The following is a 17,659-nucleotide window of genomic DNA, read 5'->3' on the forward strand; positions in this document are numbered from 1 at the left end:
GTTAGCTGCGGGCGATCTGCGAAACTTTGACAAAACCCATGTCTGACACAAACTCAAAACCGCGCTGGCAGGCGCTTGACACTGACCTGCAACGTATCTCGCGCGTCGAAATTGCCAATCTTCATGTCGCCCGCCCGCTGCTGGCGCCGGGAATCGCACTGGCGTTCATGGTGCTTGCCGGATTGATGGCGGCGGTGCTGTTCGGACGGGCCGACGGTACCTATATCGTCGTGGCTGCGGCCGCGTTCGGGGCCTATATGGCGATCAATATCGGCGCCAACGACGTGGCCAACAACATGGGTCCCGCGGTGGGTGCGAACGCGCTGACCATGGGTGGTGCCATCGTGATTGCCGCCGTTGCCGAAAGCGCGGGCGCGTTGCTTGCGGGGGGCGATGTGGTCTCGACCATCTCGAAGGGGATCATCGACCCGGCCTCGGTGCAGAACAGCAACGTGTTCATCTGGGCCATGATGGCGGCGCTGATCTCGTCCGCCATGTGGGTCAATCTGGCGACCTGGATCGGTGCGCCGGTGTCGACAACACATTCGGTTGTGGGCGGGGTCATGGGCGCGGGGATTGCCGCTGCCGGGCTGAGCGCGGTGAGCTGGGGCACGATGGGCGCGATTGCGGCCAGCTGGGTGATATCCCCGGTTCTAGGCGGCGTGATTGCGGCGGCATTCCTGGCGCTGATCAAGACCAAGATCCAGTATCAGGACGACAAGATCGCCGCCGCGCGGCGTTGGGTGCCGATCCTTGTGGCGGTGATGGCGGCAGCGTTCGCCACCTACCTGTCGGTCAAGGGTCTGAAGCGGATCGTGAAGATCGAACTGGAGGTGGCGCTGCTGATCGGTCTGGGCAGCGGTGTGCTGGTCTGGGCGCTGACGGTTCCCTGGGTGCGTCGCAAGTCCGAGGGGCTGGAGAACCGGACCCGGTCGCTAAAAACCCTGTTTGGCCTGCCATTGGTGATATCGGCCGCGTTTCTGAGTTTTGCCCATGGCGCAAATGATGTGGCCAACGCGGTCGGCCCCCTGGCGGCGATTGTCCACGCGGCAGAGTTCGGGGATTTCGCCCAAAAGGTTTCGATCCCGTTATGGGTGATGATCATCGGCGCGTTCGGGATATCGTTCGGTCTGTTCCTGTTCGGGCCCAAGCTGATCCGGATGGTCGGCAGCCAGATCACCAAGCTGAACCCGATGCGGGCGTTTTGCGTGGCACTGTCGGCGGCGATCACTGTCATTGTGGCCAGCTGGCTGGGCCTGCCGGTCAGTTCCACGCATATCGCCGTTGGCGCAATCTTTGGCGTCGGGTTCTATCGCGAATGGCAGTCGGATCGCAGGCGGAAACAGAACAATGGGCGAAACGCCACAGCGCTGAAGCTGGCCCCCGAAGAATTCCGGCGGCGCAAGCTGGTGCGGCGGTCGCATTTCATGACGATCGTTGCGGCCTGGGTCGTGACCGTGCCTGCCGCCGCCGCCATGTCGGCCGTGATTTTCTGGACATTGACAAGGTTCGTCTGACGACTGCGATCAGAGCCTGATCTGTTCCGGGGACAGCGGATGATCGGGCGCGTGTTTGATCAGGTCTGACACTTTCGTACAGAGAGGGGTGGGCACCCCGGTTTCATGCCCCAGCCGAATGATATGGCCCTGAAGGCTGTCGATTTCCGTTTGCCGCTCGGCCATCAGGTCATAGGCCATCGAGGTCCGGGCGGTGGGGTCGATGGTGAGCATCCGCGCCGCGATCCGGCTGAACAAAGGTGTCGGCAGCCGCAGGATATGCGGCGTCATCCACACCGGAAGCGGCGTTGTCGAGGCCACCGGATGCCCCGCCGCCTTGAGAACGGACAGCGCCTCGGCCATCTGATCGGCCATAAGGTTGCGCCAGTCACGGCTGAGCAGCTGATCCACAAGCGGCAGGCCCGACAGCGCGTTCAGCGCGTTGTTGAGGTTGATCACCAGCTTGCCCCATTGCACCGCCTCGATCCGGTCAGTTGCGATAACGGGCAGGTCCGGGCTGCTGAGGGCGGTGGCCAGATCGCCGGGGCCGTTCTGGATGACGATTTCGCCCGATGTGGCCCGGTGATAGGTGGCGGGGCCGTTCGGGACCACGTTGAAGGGGACCATGCCCGCGCGCACATCGCGACCGGGCAGCGCCTTGCGCAGGGTTGCCGCATTGTCGATCCCGTTTTGCCAGGACAGGACGGGTGCGTCCCAACAGGCGGCGTCCGCGATATGTCCGGCCATATCCGCCGTCGCCCCGGATTTGACGGTGACGATGACCAGTTCGGCCTGATCCAGGCAAGCAGGATCGGTGCTGAGTGTCAGGGTTTCCGCCGCAACATGGGCATTGAGGTCATCGTAATCCGTGACCGTCAGCCCATGTTCGCGAATGGGGTCCAGTACACGGGCACGACCCAGCAAGGTCACCGCATGCCCTGAGCGGGCCAGTAAACCGCCGCAGTAGCAGCCGATGCTGCCCGCGCCTGCGATGACAAGTTTCATGATACCCCCTCTGGTATACCAGAAAGGATCACCGCAAACGGACGGTTACACAAGCCCACCCGCCCCTGACGCCGCGCGCGGGCGGGCCAGCCGGGGCTTTGTCCGCTCAAACTGTTCTGAAATGGCGATAAATTCGCGGTCATCCCCTGTCGGAAGGCGGAAGGCGCCATTGACCCAATCGGCGCTTTTCCACTCATGAATCGCCGTCTCGATCTTTTCTTTCGAGGATGAGACGAAGTTCCACCAGATATAGCGATCCTTGTTCAAAGTGGCGCCGCCCAGCAGCATCAGCCGCGCACCCTGCGCCCCTGCCCGGGCCGATAGCCTGTCACCGGGGCGGAACACCATCATGCGGCCTTCGTCGAACATGTCGCCTGCAATCTCGATCGATCCTTGCGTGACATAGACACCGCGGTCCTCGTGGTCGTCGGGCAGCGGGAAAGACGCACCGGGGGCGAGCTGAACATCCAGATAGAAGGTCTCGGACGGCATCGTCACGGGGCTGGTTTCGCCATAAGCCGTGCCAAGGATCAGCCGTGCGCTGATGCCCTTGTCTTGGATATGGGGCAGCGCAGCCTGTTTGTGATGCTCGAAATCGGGGGCCATATCCTCCTGCGCTTCGGGCAGGGCAAGCCAGGTCTGGATGCCGAACAGCTTGTGGCCTTTGCCGCGTGTTTCTTGGCTGGTGCGCTCGGAATGGGTCACGCCCCGGCCTGCAACCATCCAGTTGACCTCGCCGGGGTAAATCATCTGGTGGGTACCGAGGCTGTCGCGATGTTCGAATTCGCCCTGATAAAGGTAAGTGACGGTTCCCAGCCCGATATGCGGGTGCGGTCGCACGTCAATGCCGCCTTCGGTGACGAATTCTGCCGGGCCGACCTGATCAAAGAAGATGAACGGGCCAACCAGTTGGCGTTTGACCGAGGGTAGCGCGCGGCGCACCTCGAACCCGCCCAGATCGCGGGCGCGGGGAATGATGAGCGTTTCCAGCGCATTTTTTTCGGAGGCGCATTCGGGGTCATGGGTGGGGTTCCAACTCAATCCTGATCTCCTTTTTTTGATCCTGCGAGACGGGTTCATGTTCGCCCATACTCAAGGTATTGGGAAAGTGTCGCATGAAAAGTGCATTTTTGCACAGTGATCGTGAAGCCCCTGGAACGATTTGCAGATACTCACAAAGGCGTGGAAGGGTGTATTTGGTTTGCTCCTTCGCGGCTCTCGGAATCATGAACAATCGTGCTATCTTTAGACATCGGGTGTCGCCGGTTCAGGGAAGCCAGTCGAAGATGGGATTCAACCGACAGGAGTGGATGCAATGGCCCGACTTGAAATCAACCGCCGCAAGCTTGTTGCGACCGGGATTGGTACAATTGCAGCCGGTATGGCCGGTTTTATCACACCTGCGCACGCCGCCGGTCTTGCGCCGACACCGTCGATGCGGGGCGGGTCGAACAATTACAGGCCCGGTGCGCCGATCGTGGAGCGCATCGGCGGTGGCGGGTTCTGGATGACCGGCACCGTGCGGCGTGCGGGCGACGGAGCCCCCCTGCCCGGCCAGCGCATCCAGATATGGGCCCACACGACCGAAGGGCATGAACGTGACCAGCGCAGCCATGGGGCGACACTAACCGATTCGAACGGAGAGTTCCGGTTGGAAATGCCTCAGATTGTGCCTGCTTTTGGTCAACCGCACGGACATCTGGCCTATGACAGCGGTGAATTTGAGACTGTGTTCCTGCGCCCTGTGATGTCGAGCGCGAAGGACAAAACCCTTGCTGCACATTTCGTGCTGCAACCTGTCTGACAGGTGTTAATGCGCATTGCGATCTGGGCGGCATTGATCGCCGCACTTCTGGTACCGATCGTAGCAGCGGCTTTCAGCCCCTATCTGGCGTGGCGAGAGCCGATTTACATCGTCGCCGGGTTTGCAGGCATCATCGGGATGTGTCTTCTTCTGCTGCAACCCTTGCTGGCCGGGCGCTGGCTGCTTGGACTTTCTCCGGTCAACAGCCGCCATTGGCACAGGCGGTGTGGCTTGGCCCTTGTTGCAAGCATTATGATCCATGTGACCGGCTTGTGGATCACAAGCCCGCCTGATGTGGTGGACGCATTGCTTTTCGTGTCTGCAACACCTTTTTCGACATGGGGGGTCATCGCCATGTGGGCGGGATTTGCGGCAGCGGCAATGGGGATTTTTCGGCAGCGACTAAACTTGCGGTTTCGGGTCTGGCGCTTGGGCCATGCAGGACTGGCCATGGTAACCATTTTGGGTAGCGTCATTCACGCACTGCTGATCGAAGGTACGATGGAGACGATGACCAAGGTCGCTCTGTGCGCGCTGGTGGTATTGGTGAGCGTGGGAACACTCGCCAGGTTGCGGATTTGGGAGGTGCAACGGCGTTAAACCCCCGAGGCACGCTGCCGGGTCCGCGTCAACCTGCCAGCCGCTTTGCATAGGTGGCGCGAGTCATCTCGACATCCTGCACGGTGATGCTGCCGACCTCGGGCATGGTCTGGGCCAGAACGTCCAGAATGATGGCGTTAAGCTCGGCCCGCGTGGGCTCATCGCGGCCACGCATCAATAGCAGCGTGGCATGCACGAAGGTCTGCGGTTGCGTTCCGATGTAGGAATAGGCAATCGGCGCAGCGCGGATCTTGAGCGCTGAGGCGTCGATTTCATCATGTTTTGCGAGAACGGCGTGCAGCTGCTCGCAAATCATCTGGAAATCATGGGTGTCGTCCAGAGATTTGGAGAATTCCAGCGTTACGTGAGGCATTCAGTGCTCCGGGGGTCATGAGAGAGCCTGATGGCCCTCTCTAAACTGCATGATGATCCTAAACGCCCAGACACCAGCGCATTACGGCCTTTTGTGCGTGCAGGCGGTTTTCGGCCTCGTCGAAGATGACCGAGTTCGGGCCGTCCATGACCTCGGAGGTTGCTTCTTCCTCGCGATGCGCGGGCAGGCAGTGCATGAACAGCGCGTCGGGTTTGGCATGTGACATGAGTTCCGCGTTGACCTGATAGGGGCGCAGCATGTTGTGGCGGCGTTCCTTGGCGGACTGGCTGTCATGCATCGAAACCCAGGTGTCGGCAACCACCAGATCGGCGCCCTCGACCGCTTTGTGCGGGTCCCGTTCGATGACGACTCTGGACCCCTTCTGGCGGGCAAACCCCATGAACTCTTCTTCCGGATCAAGCTGGACCGGGCCGGAGAAGGTCAGATCGAAGCCGAACTGACCGGCGGCGTGCAGGAACGAGGCGCAGACATTGTTGCCATCGCCGGTCCAGACCACTTTCTTGCCCGCGATAGGGCCGCGGTGTTCCTCGAACGTCAGCACGTCGGCCATGATCTGGCAGGGATGGGTGCGATCGGTCAGGCCGTTGATGACGGGCACGTCGGAATATTCAGCCATCTCGGTCAGGATGGTCTCATCGAAGGTGCGGATCATGATCATGTCGACATAGCGCGACAGCACACGGGCGGTATCGGCAATGGTTTCGCCGTGACCCAGCTGCATGTCCTTGCCCGACAGCACCATGGTCTGGCCGCCCATCTGGCGCACGCCCACGTCAAAGGACACGCGCGTCCGGGTCGAGGGTTTTTCGAAGATCAGCGCGACCATGCGGTCTTTCAGCGGCTGTTCGTCATCAGCGGCGGCCTTGGGACGGCCCAGACGCGCCTGTTTCATCGCGCCCGCCTGATCGATCATGGACCGCAGCGCGGTGGCATCGGTTTTGTGGATGTCGAGAAAATGGTTCATATCGCTTCGCTTTTGGCTGGTCGGGCGGTGGGGGCCAGCCCCCACACCCCCGGAGTATTTGGGAAAAGATGAAGCTCAGGCAGTTGCGAGCTGGGTTTCTATCTGATTGGCCGCCTTTTCGAGGCGGATCATGGCCTGGGCGATGTCATCCTCGGTCAGGGTCAGGGGGGGCAGCAGGCGGATGACGTTGTCGGCGGCGGGGACAGTGATGACCAGATTGTCATAGCCCGCATTGACCACGTCGATATTGAGCGCCTTGCATTTCAGGCCGAGCATCAGGCCCGATCCGCGCACGTCTTCGAAGACCTCGGGGTGATCGGCAACCAGGCCTTCGAGTTTCTGGCGCAACAGGCCGGCCTTGCGGTTGACACCTTCGAGGAAGGCGGGTGTGGCGACCTGATCGATCACAGCACAGCCCACGGCGCAGCCCAGCGGGTTGCCGCCATAGGTGGAGCCATGTGTACCTGCGGTCATGCCGGATGCCGCGTCTTCGGTTGCCAGCACGGCACCGAGAGGAAAACCGCCGCCGATGCCTTTGGCGACCATCATGATATCCGGGGTGATCCCGGCCCATTCATGGGCGAAGAGCCTGCCGGTCCGACCGACGCCGCATTGCACCTCGTCCAGGATCAGCAGCAGACCGTGTTCGTCACAAATGCCGCGCAGGGCCCTGAGTTCGGCATCGGGCACGGGGCGGATGCCTCCCTCGCCCTGAATCGGTTCGATCAGGATGGCTGCGGTATTTTCGGTGATGGCGTTGGTGACACCGTCGAGATCGCCAAAGGTGACGTGGACAAAACCCGGCAAAAGCGGGCCAAAGCCTTTGGTCATCTTCTCAGACCCGGCCGCTGCGATGCCCGCCGACGACCGGCCATGGAACGAGCCGTCAAAGGTGATGATCTCAACCCGCTCGGGCTGGTCTTTGTCATAGAAGTACTTGCGGGCCATTTTCACGGCCAGTTCACAGGCTTCGGTACCGGAATTCGTGAAGAATACCGTATCCGCAAAGGTGTGTTCGACCAGCTTGTCTGCCAGTGCCTGCTGTTGCGGGATGTTGTAGAGGTTCGAGACATGCCACAGCGCATGGGCCTGTTCCGTCAGTGCGGCCACCAGCGCCGGATGGGCGTGGCCCAGCGCGTTCACAGCGATCCCTGCGCCAAGGTCCAGAAAACGTCGGCCATCCGCCTCGGTCAGCCAGGCGCCTTCGCCCTTTACAAATGACAGGGGCGCGCGGTTATAGGTCGGCAGAACGGACGGGATCATGGGATCATCCTTTTCGGGTCGTTTGAGCCTCGTGAGTGATACACGAAGGCCCGGTTCGTCAACAGATTTGGTGAGATTTGTGCCAATTTGGCAGGCACATGGTATCAAACAGGCCGATTACGCAGAGAGGCGTCGGCGTCGGAGCAGCTGGATATGTGCGCGTTTGATCATGGCCGCTCTATAGACGTGAAAAGACAGCCTGAAAACCCTGTTATTGCCAAAGGGTCAAAATTGCCGCCAGATCATTTCGCCGGGCGCCAGCGGTCGAGCTTGCCCATGCCGCGGGTGAAAGCCCATGCAAGGATTCGGGGCATGCCTTTGGCGGCGAGGGCATCGACGCAATGAGACTGGAACTCTTCCAGTGAAGCGTCGGGATGGCGGAATGCACCGTTTTCGTAACACAGCGAGCAGTAACGCGTGCTGCGCCCGCCGTCAGCTTCGGACCCGCCGCCCTGGGGATCTTTTGACAGCGGCATGCCGCAACTTTGGCATTTGGGACCCATGGTGCTTGTCCTTGCAGAGAATGACTGTCTGACATAGGATCAAAACCATGGAGTTAAGTCAACGGTTTTGAAACATGCGGATCGGGGAACTTGCGCGGCGCAGCGGGCTGAGCCGTGACACGCTGAGGTTTTATGAACGCCAAGGGCTGATCCGGTCAGGTCCGGGGCCGGACAACACCAACAGCTATCGCGACTATCCCGAAGACGCGCTGATCACGCTGGAACAGGTTGCTGATGCACAGGCGGCAGGCATCAGCATTGCAGAACTGGTCATGTTGCTGGGGCAGTTGGAAGCCGCCGATCCCGACAGCTTTGACGGCGAGGCGTTTCTGCAGGACCGGATTGACGAGGTCGAAGCGCGGATTGTGCGGGCAGAGCGGTTTTTGGACAGCCTCAAACAAGCCAAGGCGGCGCTGGCGGCCCCTCCGGTTTTGCGCTGAGCGCAGAATTGCGTCTTGCCATGGCCCCCGTTTTGGCGCACCGCTTTCGCCCATGTTCACCCCGAAGGCGCAAAATCCTGCTCTGGCCGCAGGGCTGATCTTTGTCGCGACCGCCTTTATCGCGGCGACGACGCTGCTGGCCAAGGCCTTGGGGACGGATACACTCGGGCCACCCTTGCACGCGATGCAGATCAGTCACGGGCGGTTTCTGTTTGCCCTGCTTGCCATCCTGTCGGCGGTCGCGGTGCTTCGTCCCCGGCTGGGGCGGCCCCATTGGGGGCTGCATATCGGGCGAACCAGCTTTGGCTGGGCCGGGGTGACGTTGATGTTCGCGTCTGTTGCGTTCATTCCGATGGCGGATGCGACGGCGATCTCCTTTCTGAACCCGGTCTTTGGCATGGTCCTGGCCATTCCGCTATTGGGGGAGCGCGTCGGCCCGTGGCGCTGGCTGGCGGCGGCCGTGGCCCTTGTGGGTGCAGTGATCCTGCTGCGCCCGACAGCTGCAAGTTTTCAGCCCGCCGCCCTTCTGGCGCTGGCTGCGGCTGCGTTTATCGGGATGGAGCTGATCTTTATCAAGAAACTGTCGGGGCGCGAGGCCCCGATCCAGATTCTGCTGATCAACAACACGATGGGGCTGGTGATCGCTACGGTCGCGGTCAGCTTTGTGTTTCACATGCCGACGCCGCAGCAATGGGTTGCGCTGGTGGGGATCGGCCTGCTGATGGCCTGCGCACAGGTTTGTTTCATAAACGGCATGGCACGTGCGGACGCGTCATTCGTGGCCCCGATCAGCTATGCCACACTGATTTTTGCCGCGCTGTACGATTTTGCGGTGTTTGATGTGATCCCCGACCGGATCAGCCTGATTGGCGCGGTCACGATTCTGACCGGAGGGCTGATCCTGGTCTGGCGCGAGGCGGTAAACCGCCGGACCTGACAGAAAAAACCGCCCTTGCGGTTCAGGGGCGACCTTTGTGTCGCAAATCCCCATGAATGGCGAGGTGGCCGGCGCATTCTGGGCTGAGTTGATTTGCGAGTTTGTTATGCATGAACGCCGAATACCTGAATGGGTTCGCCACGCGCCTGCCCCATCGGTGCGCGATTTCGGGATTCTGGCCGGAATCGAAGCCGTTGTGCGCGGCATCCTGATTTCGGTCTTTCCGCTGGCGATGTACCGGGCGCTGGGCGATGCCTCATCCGTGTCATTCCTGTATTTCCTGATTGGCATCCTGTCTCTGCTGGTCGGGTTGATGGTGCCGTTCCTGATCCGTTTTGTACCGCGCAGATGGGCCTATTCCACCGGATGCGTCATGTTCATCTGTGGTGCATCGCTGGCGATCGTGGGCAGCCCCGAGGCCGTGGTCGGGGCATTGGCCCTGAATACCATGGCCGCGGTTGTCACTTTCATCTGCTTCAACACCTATGTGCTGGATTACATCAGCAAGATCGAACTTGGCCGGTGCGAGACCAGCCGCATGTTCTACAGCGCTTTGGGATGGACGGGCGGCCCAATGGCCGGTGTTCTGCTGATGGAGCTTTGGCGCCCTGCCCCGTTTGTCATCAGTGCCGGAGCGGCGCTGGTCATGCTGGCGCAGTTCTGGCGCATGCGTCTGGGCAATGGCAAGCTGATCACCAAGGCTCGTGGTCCGGCCAAGAACCCGTTGGCCTTTCTTCCCCGGTTCTTTGTCCAACCCCGACTGGTTGCCGGATATCTGTTTGCAATGATCCGGTCCTGCGGGTGGTGGATATATGTGGTCTACCTGCCCATTTTCGCCATCCAAAACGGGCTGGGAGAACAACTGGGTGGCATCCTTCTGTCGTGCACAAACGCCATGCTGCTGGCCGCCCCATTAATCCTGCGCTGGGTCCAGACGCGGTCGCTCAGGTCGGCTGTTCGCATCGGGTTTGTTGCCGCGGGGGGCTGCTTTTTCGCAGCCGGATTGGTCGCGGGATGGCCGGTTGTCTCGGTCGCTGCGCTGGTTCTGGGGTCTGTCTGGCTGATCGTTCTGGATATTTGCGCCGGATTGCCCTTCCTAATGGCTGTAAAGCCGTCTGAGCGAACCGAGATGTCGGCGATTTATTCCAGTTACCGCGATGTCTCGGGCATTCTGACGCCCGGTGTTGCATCTCTGGTCTTGCTGGTGGCGCCGGTGGCCGGTGTGTTCGCGGCAGGCGGGATTGCTTTGTTTGGCGCTTGGGCTGTGTCGGCCCGCTTGCATCCGCGGCTGGGCGAATCCAAGCCTTCCCTGCCGCCCGACAGGTTGGCAGAGACCGGTTAAGCCTTAAGCCGATAACCGGTACGCAGCATTTGCCAGGTGATCAACCCGATGGCCAGCGTGGCAAAGCCACAAACCGCCATGCCCAACCACGGAGAGCTGTCGGACACGCCGATCATGCCGTAACGCAGCCCATCGATCAGGTAGAAGACCGGGTTCAGGTGGGTCAGGCGGTTCAGGACAGGAGGCAGCGCCTCGACCGAATAGAAGGTGCCCGACAGGAAAGCCAGAGGTGTGACGATGAAGTTGGTGATCGCGGCCATCTGATCGAACTTGTTTGCAAAGATCCCGGCAAACAGGCCCAGCGCGCCCATGAATGCGCCCCCCAGAACAACAAAGATCAGTGCAATCAACGGGTGCTGGGGCGCGATGGACAGCAGGACCAGCAACGCAACCGAAATCACCAGCGCGATCATCAGGCCACGGGCGATGCCACCGGCAAGATACCCCAGCAGGATCTCGAGCGGGGACAGCGGCGGCATCAGCGTGTCGACGATATTGCCCTGCACCTTGGCAATCACCATCGAAGAGGAGGTATTGGCAAAGGCGTTCTGGATCACAGTCATCATCAGGATTCCCGGTGCCAGAAAGACCACAAACGGCACGCCCATGACGTCAGGGCGGCTGGGCCCAATGGCGATGGTGAAGATCAGCAGGAACAGGCCAGCCGTGACCAGAGGCGCCAGAACGGTCTGGGTCCAGACCGAAAGAAAGCGCCGGATTTCGCGCTGCGCCAGCGTGTAAAGCCCCATCCAGTTGACCGCCCCAAAGCTGCGTTCGGTCTGTTCTGCGGGATTCTGCATGCTTTGCCCTCAACCTGATTCGAAGACAGCTTGTAACTCGGGCTGCAGTGTTTAGAATAGGGGGCTGAGACGAATTCCCAAGGCGGCCCGAATCCGGGGCCGCTTTCCGCTTTTGAAAGGCTGACGATGTCCTGGACAGACGAGCGCGTAGAACTGCTGAAGAAGATGTGGGGCGAAGGCCAGTCGGCCAGCCAGATCGCCAAGGAACTGGGCGGCGTGACCCGCAATGCGGTGATTGGCAAGGTCCACCGCCTGGGCCTGTCCAACCGGACAGCAGGCGCAGCACCGGCCAAGTCCGAACCGAAAGAGAAACCGGCACCCGCGCCCAAGGCCGAAGCCAAACCCAGACCCACACCAAAGACAGAACCGGCGCGCCCGGCTGCTGCTGCCGAGGCGAAACCCGCCGTTCCGGCGCGCCGCCAGATCATCCCGGCCGGCCAGCCGCTGCCACCACAGCCCTCGGCCAACGAGATCAGCCCCGAGGCGCTGGCCAAGGTCAACGAGATCGAGAAGAAAGCCAAAAAGCTGACGCTGATGGAACTGACCGAGAAAACCTGCAAGTGGCCCGTGGGCGACCCCGCGACCGAGGATTTCTGGTTCTGCGGCCTGCCGGTTGAGGCAGGCAAACCCTATTGCGAGGCGCATGTGGGCGTGGCCTTCCAACCCATGAGCTCGCGCCGGGATCGTCGGCGGTAATTGCGAACACCAGAACCTAAGTTATTACTATAGAACGTGAAAAGGGCGCAGGCGTTTCGCCACGCCTCTTACCGGAAGCGTTGGATAGTCAAGAACGACGCAAGACGTAACGAGCTCTTACAAAGAAAACACCCTCGCTGAATGCTGCGAGGGCGTTTTAGTTCGGAGCGTCAACTTTGCGGACGAACCCGACATTACATTCTTTCATCCACATTTTTTGCGGAAGCGGATAAACAGACCTTGGTTCGATTTGGGGAGTACTCTGCATGCGCTACTTTATTGCCGCCGCTGTTCTGTCGTTGTCGGTCGGTCTGGCCCATGCGCAAACTTACGACCTTGTCATCGAAGGCGCGCGCGTTGTCGATCCCGAGACCGCACTTGATCAGGTCAGAAATATTGGCATCACCGGCGATGAAATCGCGATTGTGACACCAGAGCCGATTACCGGCGCTTCGGTGATCGATGCGACGGGCCTCATCGCAGCGCCGGGCTTCATCGACCTGCATGCGCATGGGCAAGACCGGTATAGCGAGAAAGTCTCGATTTTCGATGGCCGCACCACACAAATGGACCTCGAAGCGGGGGCGTTGCCGGTGTCTGACTACTTCGCCGCCAAGGCAGGCGTGTCCCTGTCCAACTACGGTGTTTCGGTGTCTCATGCCGCGGCACGCCTGATGGTGATGGACGGTATCAATGCGCAAGGCAGCCCGATGATGACCCACGCCCTTCAGAAAGCAGGCGCTACGGGGAACTTGTGGGCTGTCCAACGGGCCACCGACGCGCAACTGGACCAGATTGACGATCTGGTGAGACAGGGCGTGGAAGAAGGGGGGATCGGCATCGGAGTGATGGTGGGGTACTACCCGAATGCGCAAAGCGAGGGTGTCACGCGTATGGCGCAACTTGCCGCTGCGGAGGGCAGCTTCCTCACGACGCATCCCAGATATCTGAGCATCATCTCGCCCAGTGGCGTGCTTGGTCAGGAAGAGTTTGTGGCGCTCGGCATGGCCTATGACGTGCCGATTTTGCTGCACCATGTGCCCACGAACGCCTTGTCCGCGACGGAGCAGGCGCTGGATATCATCGAAGCGGCCAACCGCAACGGCGGCAATATTCTCGGAGAGGCGTTTCCTTACGTCAGAGGATCAAGTTTCATCGCAGCGGAAATTCTCGCCGAAGGCTGGCAGGAGCGCACAGGCATGGATTACGACGATCTGATCTGGGTCGAGACCGGCGAAACGTTGACGCAAGAGACCTTTGAAAAGTATCGCAGCGAACGGCCCGATGGGTTCTTTCTGATGGAGCACATCATGCGAAAGGACATGCTAGCTGCAGTTCTTCACCCCGACATCATCATTGCAAGCGACGGCATGCCACTGGTTGATGACGCAGGTGCCTCGCTGCCTTTTGCAACCCCTTTCGGCGTCGGTAACGGCCATCCGCGCAGTGCTGGGACTTTTGGTGCCTATTTGCGGATAGCAATTGACGACGGCAGTCTGACAATGCCGCAAATCATCGCCAAGACCGGTTTCATACAAGCGAAGTTTCTGGAGCCATTTGCTCCGGAGATGCACAAACGCGGACGACTGCAAGCCGGTGCATTTGCCGATATCACGATCTTCGACCCGGACACTGTAAAGGGAGTTGCAGGATACACGCCCGGAACCAACAGCCTGCCATCGGAAGGCTTTGTGCATGTTATCGTCAACGGGCAACCTGTCGTGACCGGAGGACAACTTGTCGAGGATATCTTTCCGGGCGTAGCCATCAGAGCGAGCCGATAGCAGTCCGCCGGACCCGAGAATGCGGATCAATTATTTCTGGGCAAGAAACTTCCGGAACGAACTTCCGCCTTGGGCTCGAACCTGACATTGAAGTGCCGGTGATCTTGGTGTCAGTGGCACATGGTAGCCTTTCACTGCGCGGGATGTGTCGGCAGGTTCGGCATCGCCACCCAGCCCGGCAATTCATCCGGTGCGACCGAGACATGCAGGCGTTCCGACTGGTCCCGCCCGACCTTGCGGTGTTTGCGCAGCAAAAAGATCTTGCCCCAGCCGCGCCAGGTTCCAACCGATTGCGCATGGGCATCCGTCGGGAAACGGGTGCGCCAGCCTTCGGGCATCGGCAGCCCGTGCATCTCGGCCTTGTCCAGCATCCAGATCAACGAGATATTGCTGAGCGGTCGGGCCTCTTCATACCCGTTCAACTGGCCGCCGATATCGCCGTGGGTGCCACGGAACCAGACCTGTTCCACATGGCCATTGAACTCGGGCTTGCATCGCCACAGAACCGGCTCGAACACCTCGCGCGTTTCGTCGAGGGCCAGCGCGTGATAGCCATGCAGAGTGGCGGGGCCCAGTTGGTGGTTGTGAAAGGCATGGCGATCCTCGGCCCAGCGCCACAGAAGCGGCAGGCGCAGGCCCAGCGCCTTGACCGTGTCCCAGACACCGACCATCTCGATCTTGACGTTGTCATGGCAGAACTTGCGGCGGAAATCGCGGGCGGCGGTGCCGCTGACATTGCATTCATAGTGGCGGTAGGCTTGCAGGATGTTCCGCTCGGTCGCGTGTTCGGCCTTGAGCAGGCCGATCATGTCGATCACCCCGGCCAGACTGCGCACGCCGTAGGCTCCACGGGAATAGCCGATGAAATAAATCCGGTCACCGGGCTTGTAGCGCGACGCCAGATAGCCATAGGCGCGGCGAATCTGGCGGTTGATGCCCCGGCCCATCATCACGTCCATGGTGGATTTCCAGCTTTCCCACTGCACGCCTGCCTCGTAGAACACCGACACCTTGCTGCCCATTTCGCAGCACAGGCGATAGGTCTGTCCGGCATGGGTTTCGAACCCCGGTTCGAGGGTGGACATGGTGCCATCTAGAATAATGACGTGGCTGATCGGCTCACGGTGCCGCGTTTCGGCGGAGTGCTCGGACCGTAAGGGCCGCCCGAGCCATCCCAGAACCTTCCTACTTAGCCGCGACAGATTCATGCGTCAGCAATTCCCAAACCTTGTGAGGTGTGAAAGGCATATCCGCCTGCCGCACCCCGTGATCCCAGAGCGCGTCCTGAACCGCGTTTGCCACAGCGGCCAGAGCGCCCACCGTGCCGGCCTCGCCGCATCCTTTCATCCCCATCGGGTTGGAAGTTGACGGCACCGGCGCCGAGGTAAACTTTATCATGGGTACGTCCACCGCGCGGGGCAAGGCGTAATCCATAAACGATGCCGTGAGCAGTTGTCCGTGATCATCATGCACCACATGTTCCGACAGCGCCTGCCCGATGCCCTGAACCACCCCGCCATGCACCTGCCCTTCGGCCAGCATCGGGTTGATAAGATTTCCGAAATCATCAACCACGGTGTAGCGGTCCACACGGGTTTCGCCGGTGACGGAATCGATCACGACCTCGGCAACATGCGCGCCGTTGGGATAGCTGCGGGCATCCAGTTGCGCGCGGGACTCATGCGTCAGCAAGTCCAAACGCCCGTCGGCGCGCGCCATGGCCGCGGCTTCGGTCAGGGTTGGCGTCAGGTTCGAGCCCGGCGCGCGGAATGTTTCATGGTCAAATCGCACATCACTGTCCTCGACCCCCATCTTATCGGCCAGATAAGGCGTGAATGCGGCGATCATCTTGTCAATGGTGGCGAGGGTCGCGGTACTTTGCACCGTCACCGAGCGCGAGCCACCGGTTCCGCCGCCATGGCCAAGCCGGTCGGTATCACCCTGAATGACGGTGATCCTGTCCATCGGGACGCCGGTCTGATCGGACAGGAACTGGGCATAAACCGTCTCGTGCCCCTGCCCGTTCGATTGTGTGCCGACATAAAGGTTCACCGTGCCATCCTCGCAAAACTCGACCTTCGAGTTCTCGGAAGGGTCCCCCAAAATACTTTCGATATAGTAACAAAGACCCTGCCCCCGGATCAGACCGCGTTCGGCATCGGCGGCCTTGCGGGCTTCGAACCCGCTGGTCTGGCTGGCCGCGCGGCGCAGGACCATGTCGAAATCGCCGACGTCATAGGTTTCACCCGTGGCAGAGGTGTAGGGGAAATCGCCGGGTCTGATGAAGTTTCTGCGACGCAACTCCCACGGGTCAAGGCCCAGTTCGCGTGCGGCGCGGTCCATCACGCGTTCCAGCACATAGATCGCCTCGGGGCGTCCGGCGCCGCGATAGGCGTCGACCTGTGTTGTCGTGGTATAGAACCCCTCGACCCGGAGATAGGTGGTCTGAACGTCATAGACCCCCATCAGCACCTTGCTGAACAGGCTTGTCTGGATCGCCTGCGCGAAATGGCTGTTATAGGCACCAAGGTTGACTTTGCTGTGGACGCGGTAGGCGGTGATCCGGTGGTCGGCATCAAAGGCCAGCTCGGCCAGAGAGGTCAGGTCGCGGCCGTGGTGATCGGACAGCATTGCCTCGGACCGGTCGGACATCCAGTGCACGGGTTGACCCAGTTTCATCGCGGCCACGGCCACGCAGAAATATTCGGGATATGGCATCACCTTCATGCCGAACCCGCCCCCCACATCCGGGGTGGTGACACGGATCGCATCCGCATCGAGTTTCAGCTTTTGCGCCAGCTGTGCCTTCATCGCCCAGACACCCTGCCCGCCATAGGAAAAGTGCAGACGCCCGCCAGACCAATCGGCCTGACAGCCCCGCGGCTCGAGCGAGCTGATGATGACGCGGTTGTCGTGCACGTTCAGCGACACGGTATGGGCGGCGGCCTGAAAGGCGGCCTTGGTCGCGGCCTCATCACCCAGACCCCAGTCAAACGCGCGATTGTCGGGCGCTTGCGGGTGCAGGGCCTCACCCCCCGCTTTCACGTCCAGCTTGGCGGGGCGTTCCCGGATATCCATCCAGATCAGCTCGACCGCGTCCTGCGCCTGTACCAGCGTATCCGCGATGACAACGGCCACGGGTTCGCCCACAAAGCGCACACGGTCCTTGGCCAGCATATGCCGATCCGGCGCGGCAGAGCCGGTCCCGTCGCGGTTGGTCAAGGTTGCTGCATTCATCACCGTGTCGATGCCCGAGGCGGCAAGATCGTCCAATGTTATGACCAGCCGCACCCCGTCGGCGCTCCGCGCGGATTCAAGATCCAGCGCAGTGATATCGCCATGGGCCACTGGGCTGCGGAAGAAAGCGGCAAACAGCGCATTGCCGGGCACGGCATCGTCCATATAGCGCCCCTGCCCGGTCAGGAACCGCTGATCTTCGGTCCGTTTGACGGGCTGGCTTTTGCCGAATTTTTCCATGGGATGCTCCTGTCGCTGCCTTGATGGCGACACTAGCCCTGTGCTTGCTTATGTCCAGCGCCTTGCATGAAAGCGTGTGGCGACACCGATGTCGTAAACAGGATTGCGGGAGCCGCAGAGGGATTCGTAGGCTGTTTTAAGATACAGCCTGCCG

General features: G+C 60.8%; 17 protein-coding genes. 8 read left to right on the forward strand and 9 right to left on the reverse strand.

From position 1 onward, the window contains the following. The first annotated feature begins 38 nt into the window (after positions 1-38). Positions 39-1,517: an inorganic phosphate transporter gene (locus tag I9188_RS09850; protein WP_209505699.1), complete on the forward strand. Its 1,479-nt coding sequence runs from the start codon at positions 39-41 to the stop codon at positions 1,515-1,517. 9 nt (positions 1,518-1,526) lie between these two features. On the opposite strand, the gene I9188_RS09855 is transcribed toward I9188_RS09850, so the two are convergent. Together I9188_RS09855 and I9188_RS09860 are read right to left on the reverse strand one after the other, a co-directional pair. Continuing rightward, entirely contained in the window at positions 1,527-2,501 is a 975-nt protein-coding gene (locus I9188_RS09855) for a 2-dehydropantoate 2-reductase (RefSeq protein ID WP_209505697.1), read from the reverse strand. Positions 2,502-2,546: 45 nt separating this feature from the next. Next, positions 2,547-3,542: a pirin family protein gene (locus I9188_RS09860; protein ID WP_209505695.1), complete on the reverse strand. Its 996-nt coding sequence runs from the start codon at positions 3,540-3,542 to the stop codon at positions 2,547-2,549. Positions 3,543-3,816: 274 nt separating this feature from the next. On the opposite strand from I9188_RS09860, the gene I9188_RS09865 reads away from it, so the two are divergent. Then, on the forward strand, positions 3,817-4,305 hold the full coding sequence (locus I9188_RS09865) for a twin-arginine translocation pathway signal (RefSeq protein ID WP_209505693.1): 489 nt from the start codon (positions 3,817-3,819) through the stop codon (positions 4,303-4,305). 9 nt (positions 4,306-4,314) lie between these two features. Next, positions 4,315-4,905 (forward strand): ferric reductase-like transmembrane domain-containing protein, encoded by a 591-nt coding sequence (locus I9188_RS09870; RefSeq protein ID WP_209505691.1) that lies wholly within the window; start codon positions 4,315-4,317, stop codon positions 4,903-4,905. 28 nt (positions 4,906-4,933) lie between these two features. Here I9188_RS09870 and I9188_RS09875 read toward each other — a convergent pair whose 3' ends face one another. The 4 genes from I9188_RS09875 to I9188_RS09890 all read right to left on the reverse strand — a co-directional run bounded on the left by I9188_RS09875 (position 4,934) and on the right by I9188_RS09890 (position 8,029). Continuing rightward, the gene (locus tag I9188_RS09875; protein WP_209505689.1) at positions 4,934-5,278 is read right to left on the reverse strand and encodes a 5-carboxymethyl-2-hydroxymuconate isomerase; all 345 of its coding nucleotides are present in this window, start codon (positions 5,276-5,278) and stop codon (positions 4,934-4,936) included. A gap of 58 nt (positions 5,279-5,336) precedes the next feature. Next, on the reverse strand, positions 5,337-6,263 hold the full coding sequence (gene argF / locus I9188_RS09880) for an ornithine carbamoyltransferase (RefSeq protein WP_209505686.1): 927 nt from the start codon (positions 6,261-6,263) through the stop codon (positions 5,337-5,339). 75 nt (positions 6,264-6,338) lie between these two features. Continuing rightward, entirely contained in the window at positions 6,339-7,526 is a 1,188-nt protein-coding gene (locus tag I9188_RS09885) for an aspartate aminotransferase family protein (protein WP_209505684.1), read from the reverse strand. A gap of 242 nt (positions 7,527-7,768) precedes the next feature. Continuing rightward, entirely contained in the window at positions 7,769-8,029 is a 261-nt protein-coding gene (locus tag I9188_RS09890) for a zinc ribbon domain-containing protein (protein WP_209505682.1), read from the reverse strand. A gap of 74 nt (positions 8,030-8,103) precedes the next feature. Here I9188_RS09890 and I9188_RS09895 point away from each other — a divergent pair, with 74 nt between their 5' ends. From I9188_RS09895 to I9188_RS09905, 3 genes are all read left to right on the forward strand, one after another. After that, on the forward strand, positions 8,104-8,469 hold the full coding sequence (locus I9188_RS09895; protein ID WP_209505680.1) for a MerR family transcriptional regulator: 366 nt from the start codon (positions 8,104-8,106) through the stop codon (positions 8,467-8,469). 52 nt (positions 8,470-8,521) lie between these two features. Continuing rightward, entirely contained in the window at positions 8,522-9,406 is an 885-nt protein-coding gene (locus I9188_RS09900) for a DMT family transporter (RefSeq protein WP_209505678.1), read from the forward strand. Positions 9,407-9,512: 106 nt separating this feature from the next. Further along, on the forward strand, positions 9,513-10,748 hold the full coding sequence (locus I9188_RS09905; RefSeq protein ID WP_209505823.1) for an MFS transporter: 1,236 nt from the start codon (positions 9,513-9,515) through the stop codon (positions 10,746-10,748). Here the strand turns inward: I9188_RS09905 and I9188_RS09910 are convergent. Then, positions 10,745-11,548: an ABC transporter permease gene (locus I9188_RS09910; RefSeq protein WP_209505676.1), complete on the reverse strand. Its 804-nt coding sequence runs from the start codon at positions 11,546-11,548 to the stop codon at positions 10,745-10,747. The genes I9188_RS09905 and I9188_RS09910 overlap by 4 nt on opposite strands. A 126-nt stretch (positions 11,549-11,674) precedes the next feature. Between I9188_RS09910 and I9188_RS09915 the strand changes: the two genes are divergently transcribed. Continuing rightward, entirely contained in the window at positions 11,675-12,244 is a 570-nt protein-coding gene (locus tag I9188_RS09915; RefSeq protein WP_209505674.1) for a GcrA family cell cycle regulator, read from the forward strand. A 266-nt stretch (positions 12,245-12,510) separates the two neighbouring features. Continuing rightward, positions 12,511-14,028, forward strand: a complete 1,518-nt coding sequence (locus I9188_RS09920) for an amidohydrolase family protein (protein ID WP_209505672.1) — start codon at positions 12,511-12,513, stop codon at positions 14,026-14,028. Between the two features lie 131 nt (positions 14,029-14,159). On the opposite strand, the gene I9188_RS09925 is transcribed toward I9188_RS09920, so the two are convergent. Together I9188_RS09925 and I9188_RS09930 are read right to left on the reverse strand one after the other, a co-directional pair. Continuing rightward, the gene (locus I9188_RS09925) at positions 14,160-15,236 is read right to left on the reverse strand and encodes a DUF2235 domain-containing protein (protein ID WP_209505670.1); all 1,077 of its coding nucleotides are present in this window, start codon (positions 15,234-15,236) and stop codon (positions 14,160-14,162) included. Further along, a complete protein-coding gene (locus tag I9188_RS09930) occupies positions 15,214-17,505 on the reverse strand; it encodes a xanthine dehydrogenase family protein molybdopterin-binding subunit (protein ID WP_209505668.1) in 2,292 nt (763 codons plus the stop codon). Before I9188_RS09930 ends, I9188_RS09925 begins: the two co-directional genes overlap by 23 nt. Positions 17,506-17,659 lie beyond the last annotated feature (154 nt).

It is taken from the genome of Ruegeria sp. HKCCSA071 (genome assembly GCF_017872555.1).
Taxonomy (GTDB): Bacteria; Pseudomonadota; Alphaproteobacteria; order Rhodobacterales; family Rhodobacteraceae; genus Ruegeria.

What these genes read in the sequence shown, in the direction of transcription:
- argF (WP_209505686.1), bottom strand. Translation starts at nt 6,263, where the DNA reads ATGAACCATTTTCTCGACATCCACAAAACCGATGCCACCGCGCTGCGG.
- I9188_RS09930 (WP_209505668.1), bottom strand. Translation starts at nt 17,505, where the DNA reads ATGGAAAAATTCGGCAAAAGCCAGCCCGTCAAACGGACCGAAGATCAG.
- I9188_RS09920 (WP_209505672.1), top strand. Translation starts at nt 12,511, where the DNA reads ATGCGCTACTTTATTGCCGCCGCTGTTCTGTCGTTGTCGGTCGGTCTG.
- I9188_RS09870 (WP_209505691.1), top strand. Translation starts at nt 4,315, where the DNA reads ATGCGCATTGCGATCTGGGCGGCATTGATCGCCGCACTTCTGGTACCG.
- I9188_RS09865 (WP_209505693.1), top strand. Translation starts at nt 3,817, where the DNA reads ATGGCCCGACTTGAAATCAACCGCCGCAAGCTTGTTGCGACCGGGATT.
- I9188_RS09890 (WP_209505682.1), bottom strand. Translation starts at nt 8,029, where the DNA reads ATGGGTCCCAAATGCCAAAGTTGCGGCATGCCGCTGTCAAAAGATCCC.
- I9188_RS09910 (WP_209505676.1), bottom strand. Translation starts at nt 11,548, where the DNA reads ATGCAGAATCCCGCAGAACAGACCGAACGCAGCTTTGGGGCGGTCAAC.
- I9188_RS09905 (WP_209505823.1), top strand. Translation starts at nt 9,513, where the DNA reads ATGCATGAACGCCGAATACCTGAATGGGTTCGCCACGCGCCTGCCCCA.
- I9188_RS09885 (WP_209505684.1), bottom strand. Translation starts at nt 7,526, where the DNA reads ATGATCCCGTCCGTTCTGCCGACCTATAACCGCGCGCCCCTGTCATTT.
- I9188_RS09900 (WP_209505678.1), top strand. Translation starts at nt 8,522, where the DNA reads ATGTTCACCCCGAAGGCGCAAAATCCTGCTCTGGCCGCAGGGCTGATC.
- I9188_RS09855 (WP_209505697.1), bottom strand. Translation starts at nt 2,501, where the DNA reads ATGAAACTTGTCATCGCAGGCGCGGGCAGCATCGGCTGCTACTGCGGC.
- I9188_RS09850 (WP_209505699.1), top strand. Translation starts at nt 39, where the DNA reads ATGTCTGACACAAACTCAAAACCGCGCTGGCAGGCGCTTGACACTGAC.
- I9188_RS09875 (WP_209505689.1), bottom strand. Translation starts at nt 5,278, where the DNA reads ATGCCTCACGTAACGCTGGAATTCTCCAAATCTCTGGACGACACCCAT.
- I9188_RS09925 (WP_209505670.1), bottom strand. Translation starts at nt 15,236, where the DNA reads ATGAATCTGTCGCGGCTAAGTAGGAAGGTTCTGGGATGGCTCGGGCGG.
- I9188_RS09895 (WP_209505680.1), top strand. Translation starts at nt 8,104, where the DNA reads ATGCGGATCGGGGAACTTGCGCGGCGCAGCGGGCTGAGCCGTGACACG.
- I9188_RS09915 (WP_209505674.1), top strand. Translation starts at nt 11,675, where the DNA reads ATGTCCTGGACAGACGAGCGCGTAGAACTGCTGAAGAAGATGTGGGGC.